The organism is Roseateles sp. NT4 (assembly GCF_051857475.1).
Taxonomy (GTDB): Bacteria; Pseudomonadota; Gammaproteobacteria; order Burkholderiales; family Burkholderiaceae_C; genus Pelomonas.
The window spans coordinates 13,728-35,306 of sequence record NZ_JBPZGZ010000009.1 but is presented as its reverse complement, the minus strand read 5'-3'; the positions used below and the strand labels follow the sequence as shown (position 1 = coordinate 35,306).

Annotated in this window: 16 protein-coding genes; 9 read left to right on the top strand and 7 right to left on the bottom strand. The window is 68.3% G+C overall.

All coding sequences use genetic code 11. The features are described 5' to 3' along the window. Nucleotides 1–31: 31 nt before the first annotated feature. The 9 genes from ACS5PN_RS31015 (at nt 32) to ACS5PN_RS30975 (ending at nt 12,227) form a co-directional block, all read left to right on the top strand. A complete protein-coding gene (locus tag ACS5PN_RS31015) occupies nt 32–2,842 on the top strand; it encodes a M16 family metallopeptidase (protein ID WP_439467888.1) in 2,811 nt (936 codons plus the stop codon). A 226-nt stretch (nt 2,843–3,068) separates the two neighbouring features. Continuing rightward, complete coding sequence (locus ACS5PN_RS31010) at nt 3,069–3,491, top strand: VOC family protein (RefSeq protein ID WP_439467887.1); 423 nt, start codon at nt 3,069–3,071, stop codon at nt 3,489–3,491. After that, nucleotides 3,488–4,018 (top strand): hypothetical protein, encoded by a 531-nt coding sequence (locus ACS5PN_RS31005; RefSeq protein WP_439467886.1) that lies wholly within the window; start codon nt 3,488–3,490, stop codon nt 4,016–4,018. The genes ACS5PN_RS31010 and ACS5PN_RS31005 overlap by 4 nt, the downstream gene beginning before the upstream one ends. 7 nt (nt 4,019–4,025) lie before the next feature. After that, nucleotides 4,026–4,532 (top strand): hypothetical protein, encoded by a 507-nt coding sequence (locus tag ACS5PN_RS31000; protein ID WP_439467885.1) that lies wholly within the window; start codon nt 4,026–4,028, stop codon nt 4,530–4,532. A gap of 5 nt (nt 4,533–4,537) precedes the next feature. Next, on the top strand, nt 4,538–5,155 hold the full coding sequence (locus ACS5PN_RS30995) for a glutathione S-transferase (protein ID WP_439467884.1): 618 nt from the start codon (nt 4,538–4,540) through the stop codon (nt 5,153–5,155). Next, a complete protein-coding gene (locus ACS5PN_RS30990) occupies nt 5,155–6,300 on the top strand; it encodes a patatin-like phospholipase family protein (RefSeq protein ID WP_439467883.1) in 1,146 nt (381 codons plus the stop codon). Before ACS5PN_RS30995 ends, ACS5PN_RS30990 begins: the two co-directional genes overlap by 1 nt. A 168-nt stretch (nt 6,301–6,468) precedes the next feature. Further along, the gene (locus ACS5PN_RS30985; protein ID WP_439467882.1) at nt 6,469–7,683 is read left to right on the top strand and encodes a DUF2252 domain-containing protein; all 1,215 of its coding nucleotides are present in this window, start codon (nt 6,469–6,471) and stop codon (nt 7,681–7,683) included. Continuing rightward, entirely contained in the window at nt 7,667–9,301 is a 1,635-nt protein-coding gene (locus ACS5PN_RS30980; RefSeq protein WP_439467881.1) for a SulP family inorganic anion transporter, read from the top strand. Before ACS5PN_RS30985 ends, ACS5PN_RS30980 begins: the two co-directional genes overlap by 17 nt. 574 nt (nt 9,302–9,875) lie before the next feature. Then, nucleotides 9,876–12,227: a M4 family metallopeptidase gene (locus tag ACS5PN_RS30975; protein WP_439467880.1), complete on the top strand. Its 2,352-nt coding sequence runs from the start codon at nt 9,876–9,878 to the stop codon at nt 12,225–12,227. A 133-nt stretch (nt 12,228–12,360) separates the two neighbouring features. Here the strand turns inward: ACS5PN_RS30975 and ACS5PN_RS30970 are convergent, their stop codons facing one another. The 7 genes from ACS5PN_RS30970 to ACS5PN_RS30940 all read right to left on the bottom strand — a co-directional run bounded on the left by ACS5PN_RS30970 (nt 12,361) and on the right by ACS5PN_RS30940 (nt 21,420). Next, a complete protein-coding gene (locus ACS5PN_RS30970; RefSeq protein ID WP_439467879.1) occupies nt 12,361–12,864 on the bottom strand; it encodes a DUF1697 domain-containing protein in 504 nt (167 codons plus the stop codon). An 11-nt stretch (nt 12,865–12,875) separates the two neighbouring features. Continuing rightward, nucleotides 12,876–14,546 (bottom strand): amidohydrolase, encoded by a 1,671-nt coding sequence (locus tag ACS5PN_RS30965; RefSeq protein WP_439467878.1) that lies wholly within the window; start codon nt 14,544–14,546, stop codon nt 12,876–12,878. A gap of 51 nt (nt 14,547–14,597) precedes the next feature. Beyond that, nucleotides 14,598–15,167 (bottom strand): hypothetical protein, encoded by a 570-nt coding sequence (locus tag ACS5PN_RS30960; RefSeq protein WP_439467877.1) that lies wholly within the window; start codon nt 15,165–15,167, stop codon nt 14,598–14,600. A gap of 113 nt (nt 15,168–15,280) precedes the next feature. Then, complete coding sequence (locus ACS5PN_RS30955; RefSeq protein ID WP_439467928.1) at nt 15,281–17,278, bottom strand: M3 family metallopeptidase; 1,998 nt, start codon at nt 17,276–17,278, stop codon at nt 15,281–15,283. Nucleotides 17,279–17,286: 8 nt separating this feature from the next. After that, nucleotides 17,287–18,147, bottom strand: coding sequence for a bifunctional methylenetetrahydrofolate dehydrogenase/methenyltetrahydrofolate cyclohydrolase FolD (gene folD / locus ACS5PN_RS30950; protein ID WP_439467876.1), 861 nt, complete (start codon nt 18,145–18,147; stop codon nt 17,287–17,289). 67 nt (nt 18,148–18,214) lie between these two features. Beyond that, on the bottom strand, nt 18,215–18,838 hold the full coding sequence (locus ACS5PN_RS30945) for a response regulator transcription factor (RefSeq protein ID WP_088483486.1): 624 nt from the start codon (nt 18,836–18,838) through the stop codon (nt 18,215–18,217). After that, complete coding sequence (locus tag ACS5PN_RS30940; RefSeq protein ID WP_439467875.1) at nt 18,835–21,420, bottom strand: PAS domain S-box protein; 2,586 nt, start codon at nt 21,418–21,420, stop codon at nt 18,835–18,837. The genes ACS5PN_RS30945 and ACS5PN_RS30940 overlap by 4 nt, the downstream gene beginning before the upstream one ends. Nucleotides 21,421–21,579 lie beyond the last annotated feature (159 nt).

Below are 21,579 nucleotides of genomic sequence, written 5' to 3'. Positions count from 1 at the left end.
GCCGAAGATGCGGCTGCATGGAGAGAGACAAATGACGATGAAGCTGGATGGGCGCTTGGCGCGCTGCCTGGGGCTGGCCCTGTTGAGCCTGACCCTGGGGATGGCGCAGGCTCAGCCGGCGGCGACGGCCAAGCCCAAGACCGCGGTCCCGAAGCCGGTTGCGATGGCTCCGGCCGCGGTGGTCGCCCCGCCCGAGCGGGTGCGCGAGCTGGGTGGCATCGAGGAATACCGCCTGCCCAACGGCCTGCAGATCCTGCTCTTCCCCGATGCGACGCAGACGACGACGACCGTCAACATCACCTACCGCGTCGGCAGCCGCCACGAGGCGCCCGGTGAATACGGCATGGCCCATCTGCTGGAGCACATGCTGTTCAAGGGCACCCAGCGCCAGAAGGACATACCCGGCCAGATGGCCCAGCGCGGCGTGCGCTTCAACGGCACGACGACGACGGACCGCACCAACTACTTCGCCAGCTTCAACGCAAGCGCCGACACCCTGGCCTTCCTGCTCGACCTCGAAGCCGACCGCATGGTCAACAGCCGCGTGGCCAAGATCGACCTGGACACCGAGATGACGGTGGTGCGCAACGAGTTCGAGCGCGGCGAGAACCAGCCCTTCGCCGTGCTGTCGCAGCGCGTCAATGCGGCAGCCTTTGCCTGGCACCCCTATGGCCACGCCACCATCGGGCCCAAGAGCGACATCGAGAACGTGCCCATCGAGAAGCTGCAGGGCTTCTACAAGCGCTATTACCGCCCCGACAACGCGACGCTGCTGATCGCCGGCGCCTTCGACAAGGCCGCGACGCTGGCCCTGATCGCCAAGGACTTTGGCGCCGTGGCGAGGCCCGCGGCGGCCATTCCCCAGCCCTACACGGTGGAGCCGGCCCAGGACGGCGAACGCACGGTCGTCGTGCGCCGCGTCGGCGGCCAGCCCATCCTGCTGGCGGCCTATCACGTGCCGTCCATCACCCATGCCGACACGCCGGCCCTGATCGTCTACGGCCTCTTGATGAGCCTGCAGCCCAGTGGCCAACTCTACAAGCAGCTGGTCGAGCCCAAGCTGGCCCTGGCGGCGGGCATCGCCGGCGCGGGCGGTGTGGACCCCGGCACCGCGGGTGCCTTCGCCGTGCTGCCGCCGGGGGCCGAGGTGGACAAGGTCGAGACCATGCTGCTGGACCTGGCCGAAGGCCGCACGGCCAAGCCCTTTGACGAGAGCGAACTCGTGCGCGTGCGCGACATCGCCGTCAACAGCTACCGCCAGCAGATGAAGAACCCCGAGGCGCTGATCCAGCAGATTTCCGGCCTCATCGCCGCGGGTGACTGGCGGCTGCTGTTCCAGTTGATGGAAGACATCCCCAAGGTCACGCTGGCCGACGTGGAGCGCGTGCGCGCCGCCTATTTCAAGCCGGCCAACCGCACGCTGGGGCGCTATCTGCCGGCCGACAAGATCGAGCGCATCGAGATCCCCGCCGCACCGGCCCTGGAGCAGCGCCTGGCCGATCTCAAGGGCCCGCCCAAGGTGGAGGAGGGCGAGCAGCTCGACCCCGTGCCCGCGGTGCTGGAGTCGCGCATGAAGCGTGTGACGCTGCCCAGCGGCATCGCCCTGCATACGCTGCAGAAGCAGACCCGCGGCAACACCGTCGTGCTGCAGATGCAGCTGCGCTGGGGCGAGCGTGACGCCACCTTCGCGCGCAACGGCACCGGCATGGTCGGCGCGTTGATGGACGAAGGCAGTGCCGGCTACAGCAAGCAGCAGCTGCAGGACGCCATGATCAAGCTGCGCGCCAGCCTCAACGTCAACAGCTACGACCAGGGCGCCACCATCTTCATCAGTGCCGAGCGCGACACCCTGCTGCCGGCGCTGCGCGTGGCGGCCGACGCGCTGCGCAAGCCGCTGTTCCCGCAGGAAGCCTTCGACCGCGAGATCAAGTCCGGCATCGCCGGCATCGAGGCCTCGCGCCAGGAGCCGAGCGTGCTGCGCCAGGAGGCCACGCGCGGCCACTACAACAAGGCGCGCGGTGTCAGCCTGGGTCACCCCGACTATGTGATGGGCGTGGACGAGCGCATCGCCAACCTGAAGGCGACGACGCTGGACGAGGTGAAGCGCTTCTATGGCGACTACTGGAGCTTCAACGAGGCCCAGGTCAGCGCCGTCGGCGCCTTGCCCGACGGCCTGGGTGCCGAGATCGACAAGCTCTTTGGCGACTGGAAGAAGCCGGCGGCGCCCAAGTTCGTGCGCCACATCCCGCAGCACGTCGCCGTGCCGCCGGCGCGCTTTGACGCCATCGCCCGCGACAAGGCCAATGCCATCGTGCGCGTGCACGCGCCCCTGCCGCTGAACAGCGAAGACCCCGATTACCTGGCCCTGGAACTGGCCGTGCACATCTTCGGTGGCGGAGGGCTGGAAAGCCGGCTGTCCGAGCGGGTGCGCCAGAAGGAAGGCCTGACCTATGGCATCGGTGCCAGTCTGAGCGCGGGCTTCTTTGGCAATGCCGGCAGTTTTTCCATCCAGGCCAGCTATGCACCGGACAAGCGCGAGCGCGTCATCGCCGTCGTGCAGGAAGAGGTGGCGCGCATGGCCAAGGACGGCGTCACCGCCGCCGAGCTGGACCGCGCCAAGAAGGACATCCTCGAAGGCCGCAAGCAGAGCCGCGCCGACCCCGGCGCGCTGGCCGGCGGCCTCACCAGCCTGGCCGAGCGCGGCGAGACCTGGGTCGCGGCCCAGAAGCGCGACGACGCCCTGGCGGCCGTGACGGTGGAGCAGGCCAACGCGGCCTGGCGCAAACACATCAAGGCGGACAGTTTCATCATTTCGACAGCGGGCGACTTCAAGAATCCCTGAAATGGAGCCCCTCGCCTGGTCTCGCGCCGCTGGACGCGGTCGTGCCCAGTCGGTCCCCCGAGGGGGCGGCGATGCTTGCGGCGTTGAGCCGCAAGCACATCGCCAACGCGAGCCGGCTCGGGAGCGGCCCAGCGCTTAGCCCGGAAGTCCGAACACATTGACACGACGGACAAGGCGCCAAAATTTGCTGCGACGCTAGAGTTATCTATCCCGTCAGGAGACCGCGATGAAGATCGACCCTTATCTGTTCTTCAATGGCCGCTGCGAAGAGGCCATTGAGTTCTACAAGAAGGCGCTGGGCGCCACGGTGGAATTCATGATGCGCAACTCCGAGAGCCCGGAGCCGCCGCCGCCCGGCACGCTGCCGCCGGGCTCGGAGCAGAAGATCATGCATGCCTCGGTCCACATCGGCGGGGCCCTGGTCATGATGTCCGACGGCATGTGCGACGGGAACACCGTCTTCAAGGGCTTCTCGCTGTCGCTGGACTGCCCCGATGCCGACTCCGCCCGCGAAGCGTTCGCGGCGCTGGCCGACGGCGGCCAGGTCCATGTGCCGCTGGGCAAGACCTTCTGGGCGCCGCTGTTCGGCATGGTCAATGACCGCTTCGGCATCGGCTGGATGGTCGGCGTGTCGGACAATGCGGGGTGACCACGGCGCCAGTACAGCTCCCCGCCCACCTGAAGGCCGATTGCTCGGCCTGCGTGGCGCTGTGCTGCGTGATCCCGCCCTTCGATGCCGAACAGGGCTTCGGCTTCGACAAGCCTGCCGAGACGCCCTGCCAGCATCTCTGCGCTGACCATCGCTGCGGCATCCATGACGCGCTGATCCCGCGCGGCTTCGAGGGCTGCGTGGCCTTCGACTGCCTGGGAGCGGGCCAGCGCCTCACCGCGATGGCCGTCGCGCGCTTCGGCAGCGCCGACTGGCGCGCGCGGCCCGACGTCGCCCGTTGGCTGTTCGAGGCCTACCCGCGCATGCGCCAGGCCCAGGAGTGGCTGGCCCGGCTCAGCCTGGCGGCCACGGTGACCGGCCTGGACGGTTTGCGAAAATTGGCGACCGAACTCGACGCCGAGTCGTCGCGCTGGCCGGACTGGACTGCGGACGAGCAGGGCGACTGGCAGGCGCGCGTGCGCGCCGCCCTGGCGCCACTGGCGCCGAACTCAACAACAAGGAATTGATTCGTTCATGGACTCCGCAAAACCCACCCTGGCAGTTGCCCTGGCCGATGAGCGCCTGGGCAAGGGTTGGCAACGCTCCCGCACCCGCATCCGCGTGGTGGCCGTCCTGGCAAGCCTGCTGGCAGCCCTCATCGTCTATGCGCTGTTCGACCGCTTTCGCGTGACCCCGGGTGAAGCGAAGCCGGAACGGCTGACGATCGCGTCGGTCGATCTGCGAGTCGGCAACCCTGCCGGTGCCGCCGAGCGCGGCGAGGCCAAGGCGCGGGCGGACGTTGAGGCAGGCGAGCTGAAACTGCAGACTCTGGGGTGGCCTGCGGACAAGGCCGATATTGCCGACACCAAACGGCGATATGGGGTCGTCTGGACAATGCGCGGAGAGTTCTCCCTGCTGAATATGGCCTACGTAGAGAGCTACAACAAGGTGATGTACGCCGAGATCGAACGCCGGCACGGCAAGGATGTCGTAGACCGGTTGCGTCGAATCGAGACTGCCATCCGCCAGCGCGAGGGATAAGGACCATGAAGCTCATTGGCATGCTCGACTCCCCCTATGTGCGCCGCGTCGCCATCTCGATGCGGCTGCTGGGCCTGCCCTTCGAGCATGCGGCCATCTCGGTGTTCCGCGGCTTCGATGCCTTCCAGCAGATCAACCCGGTCGTCAAGGCGCCGACGCTGGTCTGCGATGACGGCACGGTGCTGATGGATTCGACGCTGCTGCTGCAGTACGCGGAAAGCGTGGCCGGCCGCAGCCTGCTGCCGCGTGACAGCGGCCCTTTGGCGCGCGAGCTGAGGCTGGTCGGGCTGGCGCTGGCCGCCTGCGAGAAGTCGGCCCAGATCGTCTACGAGCGCGCCCTGCGCCCGGCCGAGAAGCGCCACGATCCGTGGGTGCAGCGCGTCACCGGGCAACTGCTGGCGGCCTATGGCGAGCTCGAGCGTGAGCTGGCGGCGCTGCCCTTGGACGCCGGCGCCGGCCAGGCCAGCATCACGGTCGCCACCGCATGGACCTTCACGCAGTCGGTGCTGGCCGCCCAGGTGCCTGCTGACGACTTTCCCAGCCTGGCGGCACACGCCTTTTCCTGCGAAGCCTTGCCGGTCTTCCAGGCCATCCCCTGCGACGACGCCGTCACCTTGAACTGATGTCCACCCGACGCCCCCCACAGACCGTCTACGTCTTCCAGGGCGGCGGCGCCCTGGGTGCCTACCAGGCCGGCGTGGCCGAAGCGCTGGACGCGGCCGGCATCGCGCCGGACTGGGTGGTGGGCACGTCCATCGGTGCCATCAACGCGACGCTGATCGCTGGCAATGCGCCGGCCGACCGCCTGCCGGCGCTGCACAAGTTCTGGGCCCGCGTGACGCGCTCTTCGTTCGCGCCGCAGCCGGGCTTTGCGTCCTTCAACCCGTTCGGCGCGCTGACGGCATTTGCCGGCGCACTGCAGGGCTGGCAGACGTGGCAGACGCTGACCTCCGGCATCCCCGGCTTCTTCAAGCCGCGCGGGCCGCAGGCCTGGGACATGAACCGCCGCGCGCCGCTGTCCGAGCTGGGCTTCTACGACACCTCGCCGCTGGCCGCGACGCTGCGCGAGCTGGTGGACTTCGAGCGCATCGCCGGCGGCGAGACGCGGCTGACGCTGTGCGCCGTCAACGTGCGCAGCGGCGAGCTGGCGCTGTTCGACAACCGCGACGGCCGCACCCGCATCGGCCCCGAGCACGTCATGGCCAGCGGCGCCCTGCCGCCGGGCTTCGCGCCGGTGACCATCGGCCGCGAGGCCTACTGGGATGGCGGCATCTACTCCAACACGCCGCTGGACGTCGTGCTGGACGACAGCGAGCGCCGCGACACCCTGTGCTTCATGGTCGACCTCTGGGATGCCAGCGAGGCCGCGCCCGGCACCATGGCCCAGGCCCTGACGCGCTACAAGGACATCCAGTACGCCAGCCGCATCTGCGAGCACCTGGACGACCACGAGCGCCTGCAGAACCTGCGCCGCGCGGTGCGCCAGCTGGGCCGCAAGCTCGACGCCAAAACCGCCGCCGACCCGGCCGTGAAGGCCCTGCTGGACCTGGGCTGCGATTCACGCATCGACGTGGAGCACCTCGTCATGCGGGCCATGCCGGGCGAGGACTCCTGGCGCGACATCGACTTCACGACCGAGCGCCTGCAGGCCCGCTGGCAAGCCGGCCTGCACGATGGCCGGCGCGTCGCCAAACGCGCCGCCTGGCGCGAGCCGGTGGACGAGGTCGTCGGCATGCGCGTGCACACCCTGCCGCAGTCCCGGGGCTGAAATGAAGCCCCTCGCCCAGTCTTGCGGCGCTGAACGCGCGCAAACCTGGTCGGTCCCCTGCGGGGACGGCGATGCTTGGGCATTGAGCCGCAAGCACGTCGCCAAGAGGGCCGGCTCGGGCGCGGCCCAGCGCTCGGCCCGGAATACCCCTGCGTAGTGGATTGCTGAATGGACGCCGTTCGAGCCATCCTGCAATACAACGCCGGCCGCGACCCCGAGCGCCTGGCGCTGAAGTTCGCCAAGATGCGCCGCAGCCCCTTCCTGTTCCTGCGCGGCTCGGCCCATCTCTTCCACGCCCGGCTCAAGCGCAGCATGCTCAAGCCGGCGCCGCTGGCCTGGTGCTGCGGCGACCTGCACCTCGAGAATTTCGGCAGCTACCACGGCAGCAACGGACTGGCCTATTTCGACATCAACGACTTCGATGAAGCTGCGCTGGCGCCGGCCAGCGCCGATCTGCTGCACCTGCTGGCCAGCCTGTGGCTGGCGGCGGACGAGATGGACCTCGGGCCCGAGGACACCGGCGACCTGGCCCGTGCTCTGCAGGAGGCCTATGCCGATGCGCTGGCGGGCGGCAAGGCCTTTTGGCTGGAGCGCGACACCGCCGACGGTCCCGTCAAGCGGCTGCTGGATCAGGTCGGCGAGCGTCGTGCCCAAGCCGACCTGCTGGCGCGCCGCTGCACGGGCCAGGGCAAGCGCCGCCGCCTGCGCGTGGACGGGCGCTATGCCCTGCCGGCCAGTGCCGAGCAGATCGACAGCGTGACGGTTTTCCTGGCCGAGTTGGCCGGCGCCGCGCAGCCCGGCCGCTTCCATGAAGTGCTGGACGTGGCTCGCCGCGTGGCTGGTACGGGCAGCCTGGGCCTGGACCGTTATGTGGTGCTGGTGCGTGGTGACGGCGGCGCCAACGGCGCCCAGCTGCTGGACCTCAAACCGGCCCTGGCCTCGACGCTGGCGCCGGCGGTCGGCGTCAAGCAGCCGCGCTTCAAGACCGAAGCGGAGCGCCAACTGGCCGTGCAGCAGCGCATGCAGGCCATCAGCATGGCGCCGGTGCATGCGGTGAGCTGGGCCGGCCGGCCCTATGTGCTGCGCAGCCTGCAGCCCGGCGAGGACAGGCTGGACCTGGCCGCGCTGGCGCGCCAGCGGGGTGGTGCCTTGCGCCGCAGCCTGGTCACGATGGGCCGGCTGCTGGCCTGGGCGCAGCTGCGCGCGGCCGGGCGCCAAGGTTCGGCCAATGCTGATGAGCTGATCGACTTCGGCCAGCGAGGCCGAGGCCCCGGCAAATGGCGCGACCGGCTGCTGCAGGCCTCCTACGCCGCCGCACGCCAGGTGCGCGAAGACGCGGCCCTTTTCAACCAGGCCTGTGACGACGGTGCCCTCAAGCTCTGAAGCCGGCCGCTGGCGTGCCGACTTCGGGGCCGGCCTTTGCGTGGCCGGCCTGCTGCTGCCCGAAGGCGTGGCCTATGCCGGGCTGGCCGGCCTGCCCGTCGCGCATGCGCTGGTGGCCTGCCTGGTCGGCCTGTCGGTCTACGCGCTGCTGGGGCGCAGCCGCGACGCCATCGTGTCGCCCACCTCCTCCAGCGCCAGCCTCGCAGCCGCGGCGGCGGCCGGCCTCACGGGCATCGCGCATGCCGAGGTCTTGCTCGCCTTGACCCTGGCAGCCGGCGGCGTGCTGTTGTTGCTGGCCGCCGCGAGGCAGGGGCAGCTGTCGGCCTTCGTGTCGCGGCCGGTGCTGCGCGGCTTTGCCTTCGCGCTGGCGCTGACCATCGTCGTCAAGCAGCTGCCCGATGCGCTGGGCCTGGCACCGGCACCGCCGCTGGATACATCGCGGCTGCTGGTGTGGGTGCTGGCCCATGCCGACCGCTGGCAGTGGCTGAGCGCGGCCATCGCGCTGGCGACGGGCGGGGTGATCGCATTGCTGCGGCGCTGGCCGCCATGGCCGGGCTTTCCGGCGTCGCTGACGGCCCTGGTCCTGGCCATCGCGGCGACCTGGGCCCTGGACCTGCCGGCGCGGGGCGTCGAGGTGGTCGGCCAGGTCGCCGCGCCGACCTTCATGCCTCATCTGCCGTACCTGGGCCGCGACGACTGGTTGCGGGTGGGCGAACTGGCCGTGGGCCTGGTGGTGCTGCTGTTTGCCGAGTCCTGGGGCAGCATGCGTTCCCTCGGGTTGTTGCGTGGCGATGCGCTGAACGCCAACCGCGAGCTGGCCGCCTTGGGGCTGGCCAATGTCGCCAGCGGCTTGCTGCAGGGCATGCCGGTCGGAGCGGGCTTTTCAGCCAGTGCGGCTAACCACGGCGGCGGTTCGCAAAGCCGCTGGGCGGGCGTCGTGGCCTGCCTCGTGCTGGCCGGGGCCATCGCCCTGGCCTTGCCGGCACTGCAGTGGTTGCCGCGCTCCGTGCTGGCCGTGGCTGTCATCGCGGCGCTGCTGCACGCGCTGTCGCCCAGGCCGTTGATCGCGACCTGGCAGCTGGGCCGCGACCGCCTGCTCGTGCTGGGCGCCGTCGTCGCCGTGCTGGCCCTGGGCCTGCTGCACGGCATGCTGGCCGCCATCGCCCTGTCCATCGTCGAGGCTTTGCGCCGCTTCAGCCAGCCGGTGCTGCACGAGCTGGGCGAGTTGCCCGGTACGCGCAATTTCGTCAATCGGCCGGAGCACCCCGACGCCGTGCCGGTGCCGGGCGCGCTGATCCTGAGGCCGCAGGAGCCGCTGTTCTTCGCCAGCGCCGAGCGCGTGATGACCGAGGCCGGCGAGCGCCTGGCGGCCAGCGGTGTCGATACCCTGGTGCTGAGCCTAGAGGAGAGCAGCGATCTCGACAGCACGGCGCTGGAATGCCTGCTGGAGCTGGATCTGCGCCTCGCCGCGCGCGGCCAGCGCCTGCTGCTGGCGCGCGTGAAGGAGCCGGTGCGCGCGCTGTTGCGCATGGCGGCGCCGCAGGGGCTGGGGCGCGAGGAGCGCTGGTTCTGGAGCGTGGCGGATGCCGCTGCAGAGGTCAGCCCAGCAGTGCGTTGAGCTTCTGCACCGTCGCCCAGTTGCGCGTCGTGCCGTGGCGCCCAGCTTCTTCAGCAACTGCGTGCCGGCCTTGCTTTCGAGGATGCCGTGCGCTCACCGCAGGTAGGCCACGTGCGCGTGACGACGAAGAGCTCGTTGCCAGCGGCGGTGTAGACGGGCTTGCTGCCGACCTAGGTCTGCAGCGATGGCCTGGCGTGCGTTGAGGCCGTGCTTGGTGCCGGCTGTCTGCACTCGCCCATCGTTGTCGGTCAGCGCAAGCCTCGTGCGCTACCGCAGTTCGCCAGGGTCAACACCCCCTAGGTTATGCAGACCTCCCTAGGACGATGGGCTGGCGGGTGCGAAGGAACCGCGCCCATGGTCGCCTATTGAGCGTCCCTGCGTAGCCACGATTGGGGACGGGGCGAACCCATGTACCTGTCGTCGCTTGCGCCCCTACAGTCCGCGCCGTCAAGCAGCAGTGCGCCGGGAGGCCAGGTCTGGCGTCAAGCCAGGACATGGGTCAGTAGTCAAGGTTGATGTGCTTGGCCTGAAGCGCGCAGACGCGTAACCGTACAACCAACCAGAGATGACACACATGTTCTACCCCCACAAGACGGCGAACGCCCTACGGGCCTTGTTCGCACTGGCCAGCATCGCAACCGCCACCCAGGCCCTGGCCGCTGAGCGCGTCGTGCTCGACAGCAAGCAAGCCCAACCGGCCGCTGCCATGGCTACTGGCACCCAAGGCGCGGCAGCCTTGGGGCTTTCGGCAAATGAGCTGCGTGCCGCCCGCACCGCAACCTATGCGAACGGGCTCGTGGTGACACGCCACCAGCAGCTCTTCCAGGGCGTGCCGATCTGGGGCCATGGCATCGTTGAGCACCGCGAGGCCGGCAACGGTCTCACGACGGGCGCGTCGTCCTTCACCGGCGTCATGGTCAGGCAGATCGAGCAAGACCTGTCGAGTGCCACCCCGGCCCTGGGCACTGCCACGGTGCTGGCCCAGGTGCGCGGCTTGGTCGGTGCGGCCGACACGCGCAATGAAGACGCTCAACTGTTCGTCCAACTGGACGAAAAGAACAAGGCCCATCTGGTCTACCAGGTGTCCATGCTCACGGGCAGCGACAAGACGCTGCGCCGCCCCTACTTCATCGTCGACGCCAACACCGGCATCGTGCTGCAACGCTGGGAGGGCCTGACCCACGCCACCATCGGCACCGGCCCTGGCGGTAACCAGAAGACCGGCCAGTACGAGTACGGCAGCAACGGCCGCGCCTTTTTGGACGTGACCCAGAGCGGCTCCACCTGCAAGCTGGACAGCACCAACGTGAGCACCGTCAACCTGAACGGCGGCACCACCGGCAGCACGCCCTTCAGCTTCACCTGCCCCCGCAACACGGTGAAGCAGATCAACGGCGCCTACTCGCCCATGAACGATGCCCACTACTTCGGCAACGTGGTGTTCGGCATGTACAACACCTACCTGGGCGTGCGTCCCATCAGCCAGAAGCTGCTGATGCGCGTGCATTACAGCAGCAACTACGAGAACGCCTTCTGGGACGGCACGGCCATGCACTTCGGTGACGGTGCCTCGACCTTCTACCCCCTGGTGTCGCTCGACGTGGCCAGCCACGAAATCAGCCACGGCTTCACGGAGCAGAACTCTGGCCTGGTGTACTCCAAGCAGTCGGGTGGCATGAACGAGGCCTTCTCGGACATGGCCGGCGAAGCCGCCGAGTACTACGACCGCGGCAGCAACGACTGGCTGGTGGGCGCCGAGATCTTCAAGGCCTCGGGTGCCCTGCGCTACTTCGATGATCCGACGCGCGATGGCAGCTCCATCGGCAACGCGGCGCAGTACAACGACTCGCTGGACGTGCACCTGACCTCGGGCGTCTACAACAAGGCCTTCTACACCCTGGCCCACAAGGCGAACTGGAACACCCGCAAGGCCTTCGAGGTCATGGCAGACGCCAACCGCCTGTACTGGGTTCAGAACGAAACCTTCAACAACGGCTCCTGCGGCGTCATGAAGGCCGCCCAGAACCGCGGCTATGCAGTGGCCGACGTGATCGGCGCGTTCAACGCTGTCGGCGTCACTTGCCCCAACCCGCCGTCTGACGGTCTGCCCACCATCAGCAGCCAGCCGGCCAGCGTGTCCGTGACCGTGGGCTCGAGCGCCACCTTCAGCGTGACGGCCACCGGCGCGACCAGCTACCAGTGGCGCAAGAACGGCACCAACATCGCCGGCGCCACCTCGTCAACCTACACCACGCCGGCCACCACCTCGACCGACAACGGTGCGCTCTTCAGCGTCGTGGTCACCAACGCCAAGGGCAGCGTCACCAGCAGCAACGCCACACTGACCGTCAAGGCCAAAGACACCTCGCCCCCGGCCATCACCAGCCAGCCCGCCAGCGTCTCGGTCGCCGCCGGCAGCACCGCGACCTTCAGTGTGACGGCCACCGGCGCGACCAGCTACCAGTGGCGCAAGAACGGCACTGCCATCAGCGGCGCCACCGCTGCAAGCTACACCACCCCGGCCACCACGGCTGCGGACAACGGTGCCGCCTTCAGCGTCGTCGTGAGCAACGCCAACGGCAGCACCACCAGCAGCAACGCGACGTTGACCGTCACGAGCACCAGTGGCGGCACCACGGTCACGGGCACCCTGAGCAGCGGTCAGACCCGCACCTTCCCCGACGCCGGCTACCAGTACAGCAGCACCGGTGTCGTCAAGGCGACCCTGACCGGCCCGGCCTCGGCGGACTTTGACCTCTACCTGTACAAGTGGAACGGCAGCAGCTGGGTCCAGGTGGCCAAGTCTGAAGGCAGCACCAGCAGCGAAGCCATCAACTACACCGGCTCGGCGGGCTACTACGCCATTGACGTCTCCTCGTACAGCGGCAGCGGCAGCTTCACGCTGACCTACAGCATCTCGAAGTAAGTCAGCCCCAAGGCCGGGTCACGCGCCCGGCCTCGGATGCCGCATCCCAACGCCGCCCCTCGGTTCGACCGACGGGCGGCGTTTTACTTTCGCTCAGACGCCTTGCCAGAAGAGCACGGCCTTCATGCGGCGGTCAGCCCAGCAACGCGTTGAGCTTCTGCACCGTCGCCCAGTTGCGCGTGGTGCCGTGGTCGCCCAGCTTCTTCAGTAGCTGCGTGCCGGCCTTGCTTTCCAGGATGCCATGCGCGCACCACAGGTAGGCCGCGTGCGCGGTGACGACGAAACGCTCGTTGCCGGCGGTGGGGACGTCTTCAACCGTCTTCAGCGCTGCCGCGTCGGTGGTGATGGCCACCAACAGCCGGCTGTGGTCGTCGGCCTCGCTGATCTTGTGATCCGCCGCGATGTGCGCCCATTCGGCCGCCGTCTTCACGATGACGGCGGCGTCCACGCCCAGTTGCTCGGCCACGGCCTTGCGGATCTTGTCGGCGGTCAGCTTCTTCTTCGCGTCGAACACCGCGTTGCCGCTGTTCAGGACGGTGGTCACGTCGGTGGCGCCCAGCTCGGCGAGCAGGGCCTTGAGGTCGGCCATCGCCAGGCGCTTGGCCTTGCCGACGTTGATGCCTTTCCATAAAGCCACGTAGCGCATCTTCAATCCTTCGCGGTGTAGACCAGCTTGCCGCCCACCCAGGTCTGTAGCACGCGGGCCTTGAGCAAGGCTGCGGGCGAAGAGGTCAGCGGGTCGCGGTCGACGAGGATGAAGTCGGCGCGGTGGCCGGGCGTCAGCACGCCGAGGTCCTTCTCGGCATGGGCGGCGAAGGCCGCGCCACGGGTGAAGCAGTCCAGGGCCTGCACCGGGTTCAGCGCCTGCTGACGGTACCAGCCGCCGACGGGCTTGCCCGCGGCATCCTCGCGCGTGATGGCGGCATACAGGCCGGCCAAGGGACTGGGCTCCTCGACGGGGAAGTCCGAGCCGCAGGCCAGGGCGGCGCCGCTCTTCAGCAGGCGCTGCCAGGCGTAGGCACCCTGGATGCGCTGAGGCCCGACGCGGTCTTCGGCCATGTTCATGTCCGAGGTCGCATGCGTGGGCTGGATGGACGCGATGACCTGGTCCTTGGCGAAGCGCGGGATGTCGGCCAGGGCGATGACCTGGGCATGCTCGATGCGGTGGCGCAGCGCCGTGCTGCGCGCGCCCATCTCCTTGGCCAGGGCCTCGTAGCCGGCCAGGGCCTGGCGGTTGGCCGCGTCGCCGATGGCATGGACATTGACCTGGAAACCGGCCTTGGCGGCGGCCCGCATCTGCGCCAGCAGCTCGGCATCGCTGCGGAACAGCAGGCCGCGGGTCTGCGGCGCATCGGCATAGGGTGCCAGCAGCGCTGCGCCGCGGCTGCCGAGGGCGCCGTCGGCAAACAGCTTGACGGCGCGCAGGGCGTAGTGGCCATTGCCGAGGTCCAGCAGCGGGCCGGCGGCGCGCAGCCGCGCCATGAAGGCCTCGTCGCTGCCGCGGGCCATGCCGTAGATGCGCATCTTGAGCTGGCCGGCCGCGGCCCGCTGACGCAGCAACTGATCGGCGGCCGCGGAGATGCCGGCGTCATGGGCGCTGGTGATGCCCAGCGACAACAGCTCGCGCTCGGCGGTGTCGAGCTGGGCGGCGAGTTCGGCGGGGTCCTCGGCGGGCACCTGGCGTTCGACCAGGCCCATGGCGGCATCGACCAGCACGCCCGTCGCCTCGCCGCTGGCATCGCGCTCGATGCGGCCGCCCGTGGGATCGGGTGTGTCGCGCGTGATGCCGGCCAGCTGCAGGGCGCGGCTGTTGGCCCAGCCCGCATGGCCGTCGACGCGGGTCAGCCAGACGGGGCGCTGGCTCTCGGCCGTGTCGAGTTCGGCAGCGGTCGGGAAGCGCCCGAGCTTCCAGGCCGCCTGGTTCCAACCGCCGCCGGTGATCCAGGCCGCCTGCGGACGCGCTTCGGCATGGGCCTGGATGGCGGCCAGGGCTGCGCCCAGGTCGACCGTGTCGCGCAGCTGCAGGCTGCGGCGCGCGGCGCCGAGAGACAGCACATGGCCATGGGCGTCGGTGATGCCGGGCATCAACACGCGGCCGCCGGCGTCGATGCGCTGCATGTCGCCGGCCGGCAGTTCGCTCAGCTTGCCGATGGCCAGCACGCGACCGTCGGCGCCGACCTGCATGGCGTCGAAGCGGATGACGCGGCCGCGCTCGTCCAGCGTCAGGCCGCGGGCGTTGTGGACGAGAACGCCCTGGGCGCAAACGGCGCCGCCGCTGAGCGTGAGCACGGCGGCGGCAAGAAGAGTCTTGAATTGCATGCCTCGCAGTCTCGGGGACGCGGGGCGGTCGGGCATCAGTTCATGCCCGCATCACTTGCCGAGGCAACTGGCGTTGTAGGCGTCCTCGGCCGCTTTCTTGTTGAGACGCTCGGTCTCGTTCTCGACGCGGCGGTTGCGCAGAGAGTCGCGCAGCTCGATGCATTTCTCGCGCAGCCGCTCGGCGTCCTCGCGCGAGCGCTCGGCATCGTCGCGCATGGCCAACTGGCCGTCGCGATCCCGGCGCCGCGCTTCGCTGGCTTTGCGGCGGGCGTACTGCTCGTCATCGCTGCAGTCACGCGAATACTCCCGGCGCAGGTCATTGACCGTGGCGTACGCGACGCCCCGCGCCGGCGCGGTACGGACGGCTTCGCTCAACTCCGCGCAGCGCTGGCTGAGATAGCGCTGGTACTCGGGCGCCTGCTCCATCTTGGGCAGCGCCGTCTGATAGGACGACGTGGTGCGAGTCGGCCCGATGGAGCCCATCGGCGCCGGGCCGCTGCCGGCGCAGGGCTTGTCGGTGAGGATGACGCTGCCGCTGACTTCGCAGCGGTAGGTCGCCGCGAAGGCGGCAGGCGAGAGGCAGAGGAGGGCGAACAGCGCCGGCAGGATTCGAAAGCTCATGGTTCAGTGGTTGTCCCTGAACCCGGAATTGTCCTGGCCGCCATTTGGCCGCAGCCACCCTCAAGCAGGTGGAAATCCCGCCGCCGACGCCCGGCGGCGAGACTTTTTTGGCATCAGCTCATGCCTTGATGGCGCAGCAGGGCGTCGATCTTCGGTTCGCGGCCGCGGAAGGCCTTGAAGTTGTCGATGGCGTCGCGCGCACCGCCGCGCTCCAGCACCTCGGTCAGGAAGCGCTTGCCGGTGGCGGCGTTGAACACGCCTTCTTCCTCGAAGGCGCTCCAGGCGTCGGCGCTGAGCAGCTCGGCCCACTTGTAGCTGTAGTAGCCGGCCGCATAGCCGCCCGCGAAGATGTGCGAGAAGCTGTGCTGGAAGCGGTTGAAGGCCGGCGGAATCAGCACGGCGACTTCGGCGCGCACCTCGTCCAGCACCTTCTGCACATTGCCTTCTGCGCCGGGCTCGCCATGCAGGCGCATGTCGAACAGCGCGAACTCGATCTGGCGCAGCGTCATCAGCCCGCTCTGGAAGTTCTTGGCCGCCGTCATCTTGTCGAAGAGCTCGCGCGGCAGCGGTTCGCCGCTGTCGACATGGCCGCTGAGCTGTTGCAGCACATCCCATTCCCAGCAGAAGTTCTCCATGAACTGACTGGGCAGCTCGACGGCGTCCCACTCGACACCGGAGATGCCGGACACGCCGAGGTCGTTGACCTGGGTCAGCATGTGATGCAGGCCGTGGCCGAACTCGTGGAAGAGGGTGATGACGTCGTCGTGGGTCAGCAGGGCGGGCTTGTCGCCCACGGGGGAGGCGAAGTTGCAGGTCAGCAGGGCGACGGGCGTCTGCTGTTCACCCGTGGGCTTGAGCCAGCGGCTGCGCACCTCGTCCATCCAGGCGCCGGGGCGCTTGCCGTTGCGGGCGTAGAGGTCGAGGTAGAACTGGGCGATCAACTGGCCGCCACGGCGCATCTCGTAGAACTTGACGGTTTCGTGCCAGACCGGGGCCTGCGCTTCCGAGATGGCCACATCGAAGAGGCGCTCGATGATGGAGAACAGGCCCGGCACGACCTGGGTGGCCGTGAAGTACTGCTTCACCGTCTGGTCGCTGAAGGCGTAGCGGGCTTCCTTGAGCTTTTCGCTCCAGTAGGAAACATCCCAGCTTTCAAGCGGCTGGCCCTTGCTGAACTCGCGCAGCTCGGCGAGGTCTTTCTCGGCAAAGGGGCGGGCGCGCTTGGCCAGGTCGCGCAGGAAGGTCGTCACTTCGGTGGTCGACGAGGCCATCTTGGGCGCCAGTGACACCTCGGCGAAGCTGGCATAGCCCAGCAGCTGGGCTTCTTCCTGGCGCAGGGCGACGATTTCGCGCATCGCGGCCGTGTTGTCCCACTCGGGCTTGCCGCCCGATTCCTGGATATCGCTGGCGCGGGTCACATAGGCGCGGTAGAGCTTCTCGCGCAGGGCGCGGCTCTCGGCGTACTGCATGACGGGCAGGTAGACCGGGAAATGCAGCGTCAGCTTGTGACCGCCGTCGTCGAGCCGGGTGGCGTCCAGCACGTCCTGCGGCACGCCAGCGAGTTCTTCGGCACTCGCGATGTAGCTCCAGCCGTCGGTGGCATCCAGCACATGCTCGCTGAACTGCTGCTGCAGCTCGGCGCTGCGCTCCTGGATGGCGGCATAGCGCTCGCGGGCCGCGCCCTGCAGCTCGGCGCCGGACAGCACGAAGTTGCGGATGGCGTGCTTGAGCACCTGCTGGCGCGGCGCGCTCAAGCTGCTGCCCTGCGCCGCCACGACGGCCTTGTACTTGGCGAACAGCGCCTCGTTGGCGCCCATGGCCGTGCTGAACTCGGTGACGGCCGGCAGCATGGCGTTGAAGGCCTCGCGCAGGGCCGGCGTGTCGGCGACGGCGTTCAGGTGCCCGACGGCACCCCAGGCGGTACCCAGGCGCTCCGTGGCGCTGTCGAGGATGCGTGACAGCGCGTCGTAGTCGGCCGGCGTCTCTGGCTTGACCGCTTCGTCCAGCGCCGCCTGCGCCGCAGCCAGCAACTCGGTGATGGCGGGTTGCACATGCTCAGGGCGGATGGCCGCGAAATCGGGCAGGGCGGCGGTGGACAGCAGGGGATTCATCGTCATGGTCAGGCGGACTTGAGGCTACGTTCCGCCGATTCAAGCGTGTTTACGAGCAACATGGCAATGGTCATAGGACCCACGCCGCCGGGAACTGGAGTGATCCATCCTGCCACGTCCTTGACGCTCTCGAAGTCCACGTCGCCGCAGAGCTTGCCTTCGTCGTTGCGGTTCATGCCGACGTCGATGACGACGGCGCCGGGCTTGACCATCTCGGCCGTCAGCACATTGCGCTTGCCCACGGCGGCCACGATGACATCGCCCTGGCGGGTCATCTCACCCAGGTTGGCGGTGCCGCTGTGGCAGATGGTGACGGTGGCGTTGGCGGCCAGCAGCATCATGGCCATGGGCTTGCCAACGATATTGCTGCGGCCGATGACGACGGCATGCTTGCCCTTGAGGTTGCCCATGCCGATGCTCTCCAGCATCTTCATGCAGCCATAGGGCGTGCAGGCCTTGAAGCCGGGCTCGCCCACCATCAGCGCGCCGGCGCTGGCAACGTGGAAGCCGTCCACATCCTTGGCCGGCGAGATGGACTCGATGACCTTGTGGTCGTCGATGTGCTTGGGCAGGGGCAGCTGCACCAGGATGCCGTGGATGCTGGGGTCGTTGTTCAGCGCCTCGACGCGCGCCAGCAGCTCGGCTTCGCTCATGGTGGCGTCGTACTTCTCCAGTACCGAATGGATGCCGGCCTCCTCGCAGGCCTTGACCTTGTTGCGCACATAGACCTGGCTGGCGGGGTTGTCACCCACCAGGACGACGGCGAGGCCGGGCTGCCTGCCCTGGGCGGTCAGTGCGGCGGCGCGGGTGGCGACTTCGGCGCGGGTGGCCTTGGAAAGGGCGAGGCCATCGATGAGTTGGGCGGTCATGGGAATGTTGCTTTCTGGAATGCAAAAGGCCGCTGGGATGCAGCGGCCTTTGAAAGGAAGTCGGGGATCAGGCCTTGGCGGTCGCGCCCAAGGCAATCTTGAGCAGGTCCGCCACCGTGTTGGCGTTGAGCTTTTCCATGATGTTGGCGCGGTGGGCCTCGACCGTCTTGATGCTGATGCCGAGGTCGTCGGCGATCTGCTTGTTCAGGCGGCCGGCGACGATGCGTTCCAGCACCTGGGCTTCGCGCGTCGTCAGGCGGGCCAGCAGGGCGTCGCGGCTGGCGGCTTCCTGGTGGCTGGAGAAGGCGTCGCGGGCTTGGTCGAGCATGCGCTCAACGAGGGCCAGCAGTTCTTCTTCCTTGAAGGGCTTCTCGATGAAGTCCATCGCACCCTTCTTCATGGTCTGCACCGCCATGGGCACGTCGCCGTGGCCGGTGATGAAGACGATGGGCAGGGGGCTCTTGCGCTCGATGAGGCGGTCCTGCAGTTCCAGGCCGGTCATGCCATCCATGCGGATGTCGGCAATCAGGCAGGCGACCTCGCGGGGGTCGTAGCGGGCGAGGAAGGATTCGGCGGAATCAAAGCACTTGACCCGGTAGTCCTTGCCTTCGAGCAGCCATTGCAGGGAGTCACGGACCGCTTCGTCGTCGTCGACAACGTAGACGTTGCCCTTCTTGGGGATCAAGCTCATGGTGTGGTGGGTTCGGTTCTCTGAGCGCTGCCGGCAGGGTCCGTACGCAGGTGTTCTGAAGTGATCGTGACCGGTATCGTGAAGGCGAATCGGCATCCAACGACCAGGGAGCCATTGTAGAGGTTCTCGGCTTTTATCCGGCCCTGGTGGGACTCGACGATAGACCGGCATAACCCTAATCCAATGCCCAATCCGTCGGCTTTTGTCGAGAAAAATGCCTCATACATGCGGGCCAGCACCTCATCGGGCAAACCCGGCCCCATGTCGGTGACCGAGAACTCGATCTGGCCGCCCAGCTCGGCGCTGTGCTTGGGCACGACCCGCAATTCGATGTGGCGGCGTGAGGTCGGCAGGGAGGCGTTGTCGATGGCCTCGGCCGCGTTCTTCAGCAGGTTCATCAGCACCTGCTCGATGAGGATGGGGTCCACCTGCATCTGCGGCAGGCGCTGCGCGACGTAGGTGTGGATGGCCACGTTGCGGCGGCGCAGCTCGATGCCGGCCAGTTCCACCGCGTCCTCGACGATGTCGGTTGCGTTGGCGGGCTGGCGCTGCGGCTCGCTGCGCTTCACGAAGTTGCGGATGCGGTGAATGATCTGGCCGGCGCGCTCGGCCTGCTTGGCCGTCTTGGTCAGCGCCGCCATCAGCGCATCCTTGTCGATGCTGTCGGCGCGCACACGGCTGACCATGCCGTTGCAGTAGTTGGTGATGGCGGTCAGCGGCTGGTTCAGCTCGTGGGCGACGCTGGAGGCCATCTCGCCCATGGTCATCAGCCGGCTCGTCACCTGGGCCTTTTCGGCCTGCAGGGCAGCTTGCGCCTCGGCGTGGCGGCGCATGGTGATGTCGGTTGCGATCAGCATCTGCGCCAGGCGGCCGTCGGTCCATTGCAGATAGCGGGCGCGCACGTCAAACCACATGGCCAGCGATTCGACATACACCTCGCGCGGGTCGGAGCCCATGTCGGTCAGGGCCTCGGTGGGCAGGCCGGAATAGTCGTCGACCTCGTCGGCACCATCGTCCAGGCCGCGGCGGCTGGTGGTGCCCACCAGCTGGCCGCCCGCCAGCAGGGCGTGGCCGGCCGGGTCGGCGCCGAACCACAGCCGGTAGCTGCGGTTGGCGAACAGCAGTTCGGGCGGGTTCACGGACAGCACCGACACGGCGGCGTCCAGGCCTTCCAGCACGGTGGTGAAACGCTCGTGCGAGGCCGACAGCTGGTCGCGCACGCGCTTGGCCTCGGTGATGTTGGTCATCGAGGTCATCCAGCCGGTCTGCTTGCCCTTGGTGTCCACCAGCGGCGACACATAGACGCGGGCGTCGAAGGCCGAGCCGTCCTTGCGCTGGATCTTGACCTCGACGCCGCCGGAGGGGCTGCGGCCCTGCAGTTCCTGCTGCAGCAGGCGGGCATTCTCTTCACGGCGGTCGTTGGGCCAGAAGGGGTAGGGCGGCGTGCGGCCCACCAGGTCGGCCTCGGAGAAGCCCGTCATCGCGCAGAAGGCGGGGTTCACGTAGGTGATGCGCGTGTCCATGTCCATGGCGCGCATGCCGGTCAGCATGGAGTTCTCCATGGCGCGGCGGAAGTTGGTTTCCAGCGTCAGCGCGTTCTGGATCTGGGTGCGGCGGCGCATGTGGCGCCAGGTGCCCAGCAGCATCCAGACCGTCATGCCGGCCAGGGCCAGCACCAGCCAGAACAGCGCGTTGTTGATGAGGCCGATGGAGGTGCGCCAGCCCTGGCCGCGCAGCACCAGCCCATTCAGGGCCGGTGCCAGCGGCACGTCGTGCAGCAGCGAGGCCCGGCGCAGCACCTGGCCGGGCATGGGCGTGACGGTGCTGCTGACGATCTGGTCGCGCGAATCCAGCACGGCGATGCTGTGGCGCGTGGCGACTTCGCTGGGCACGTAATAGCGCAGCAGCGACTCGACGGTGTATTCGGCGATCAGCACGCCGGCAAAGCCGCCGCGGTCGATCAGCGGGATGTGCAGCTGGAAGACCGTGGTGCCGTTGGCGTCCGAGAAGGGCGGCGAGTAGACCGGCTGGCGCCTTTCCTTGGCCGCCTCGAAGGCGATGGCCGCCGCATTGGACTGGTTGGCCATGGGCATGGACGGGTCGTCACTGTCCGCCGTCATCAGGCCGTCGGCCTGGAAGCCCGCCGCGCCAACGCTGCTGCGGCGCTCACGCTTGGCGCTGAGCCAGGTGACGTGCGTCAGCTCGGGGCGCTCGCGAGCGAAGGCCTGGGCCTGGGCCGAGAACTCATGGGCGTCGATCTGGCGCGTGACGACCTCCCGGGCGATGCGCACCAGCTGCTCCTGGTTCTCGATGAGGCGCAGGCGGATCTGCTGCTGGGCGATCTCGGTGTCGCGCTTGACCGACTCGGTCTCGCGTTCGATTTCTTCGTTGCGCAGGTACCAGAAGGCCGAAATGATGGCCGCGAGGAAGAGCAGCACCGAGATCAGCGGGCCCAGCGTGGCCAGGCGGTCCTGGCGCGACGGCGACTGCCGGAACCACCAGGTGGCGACCAGGCGGCGCAACGGCGCCATCCAGCGTTGGCCGCGCGAGCGGATCTCGGGAGTGGGGGAATCGACGGACATCGGCAAATTATCCGGGGCGTATTGAAGCAGTAAATTTCATATTAAGAAATCGTTTCGCACCATTTGGGAATTGCGAGGGCTTATGAGACACTGCCGCCGCTCGCGGGCTAAGGTCCCGTGTCTTGCACCTTCAGAACAGCCCCCTTACGCCCTTCAGAG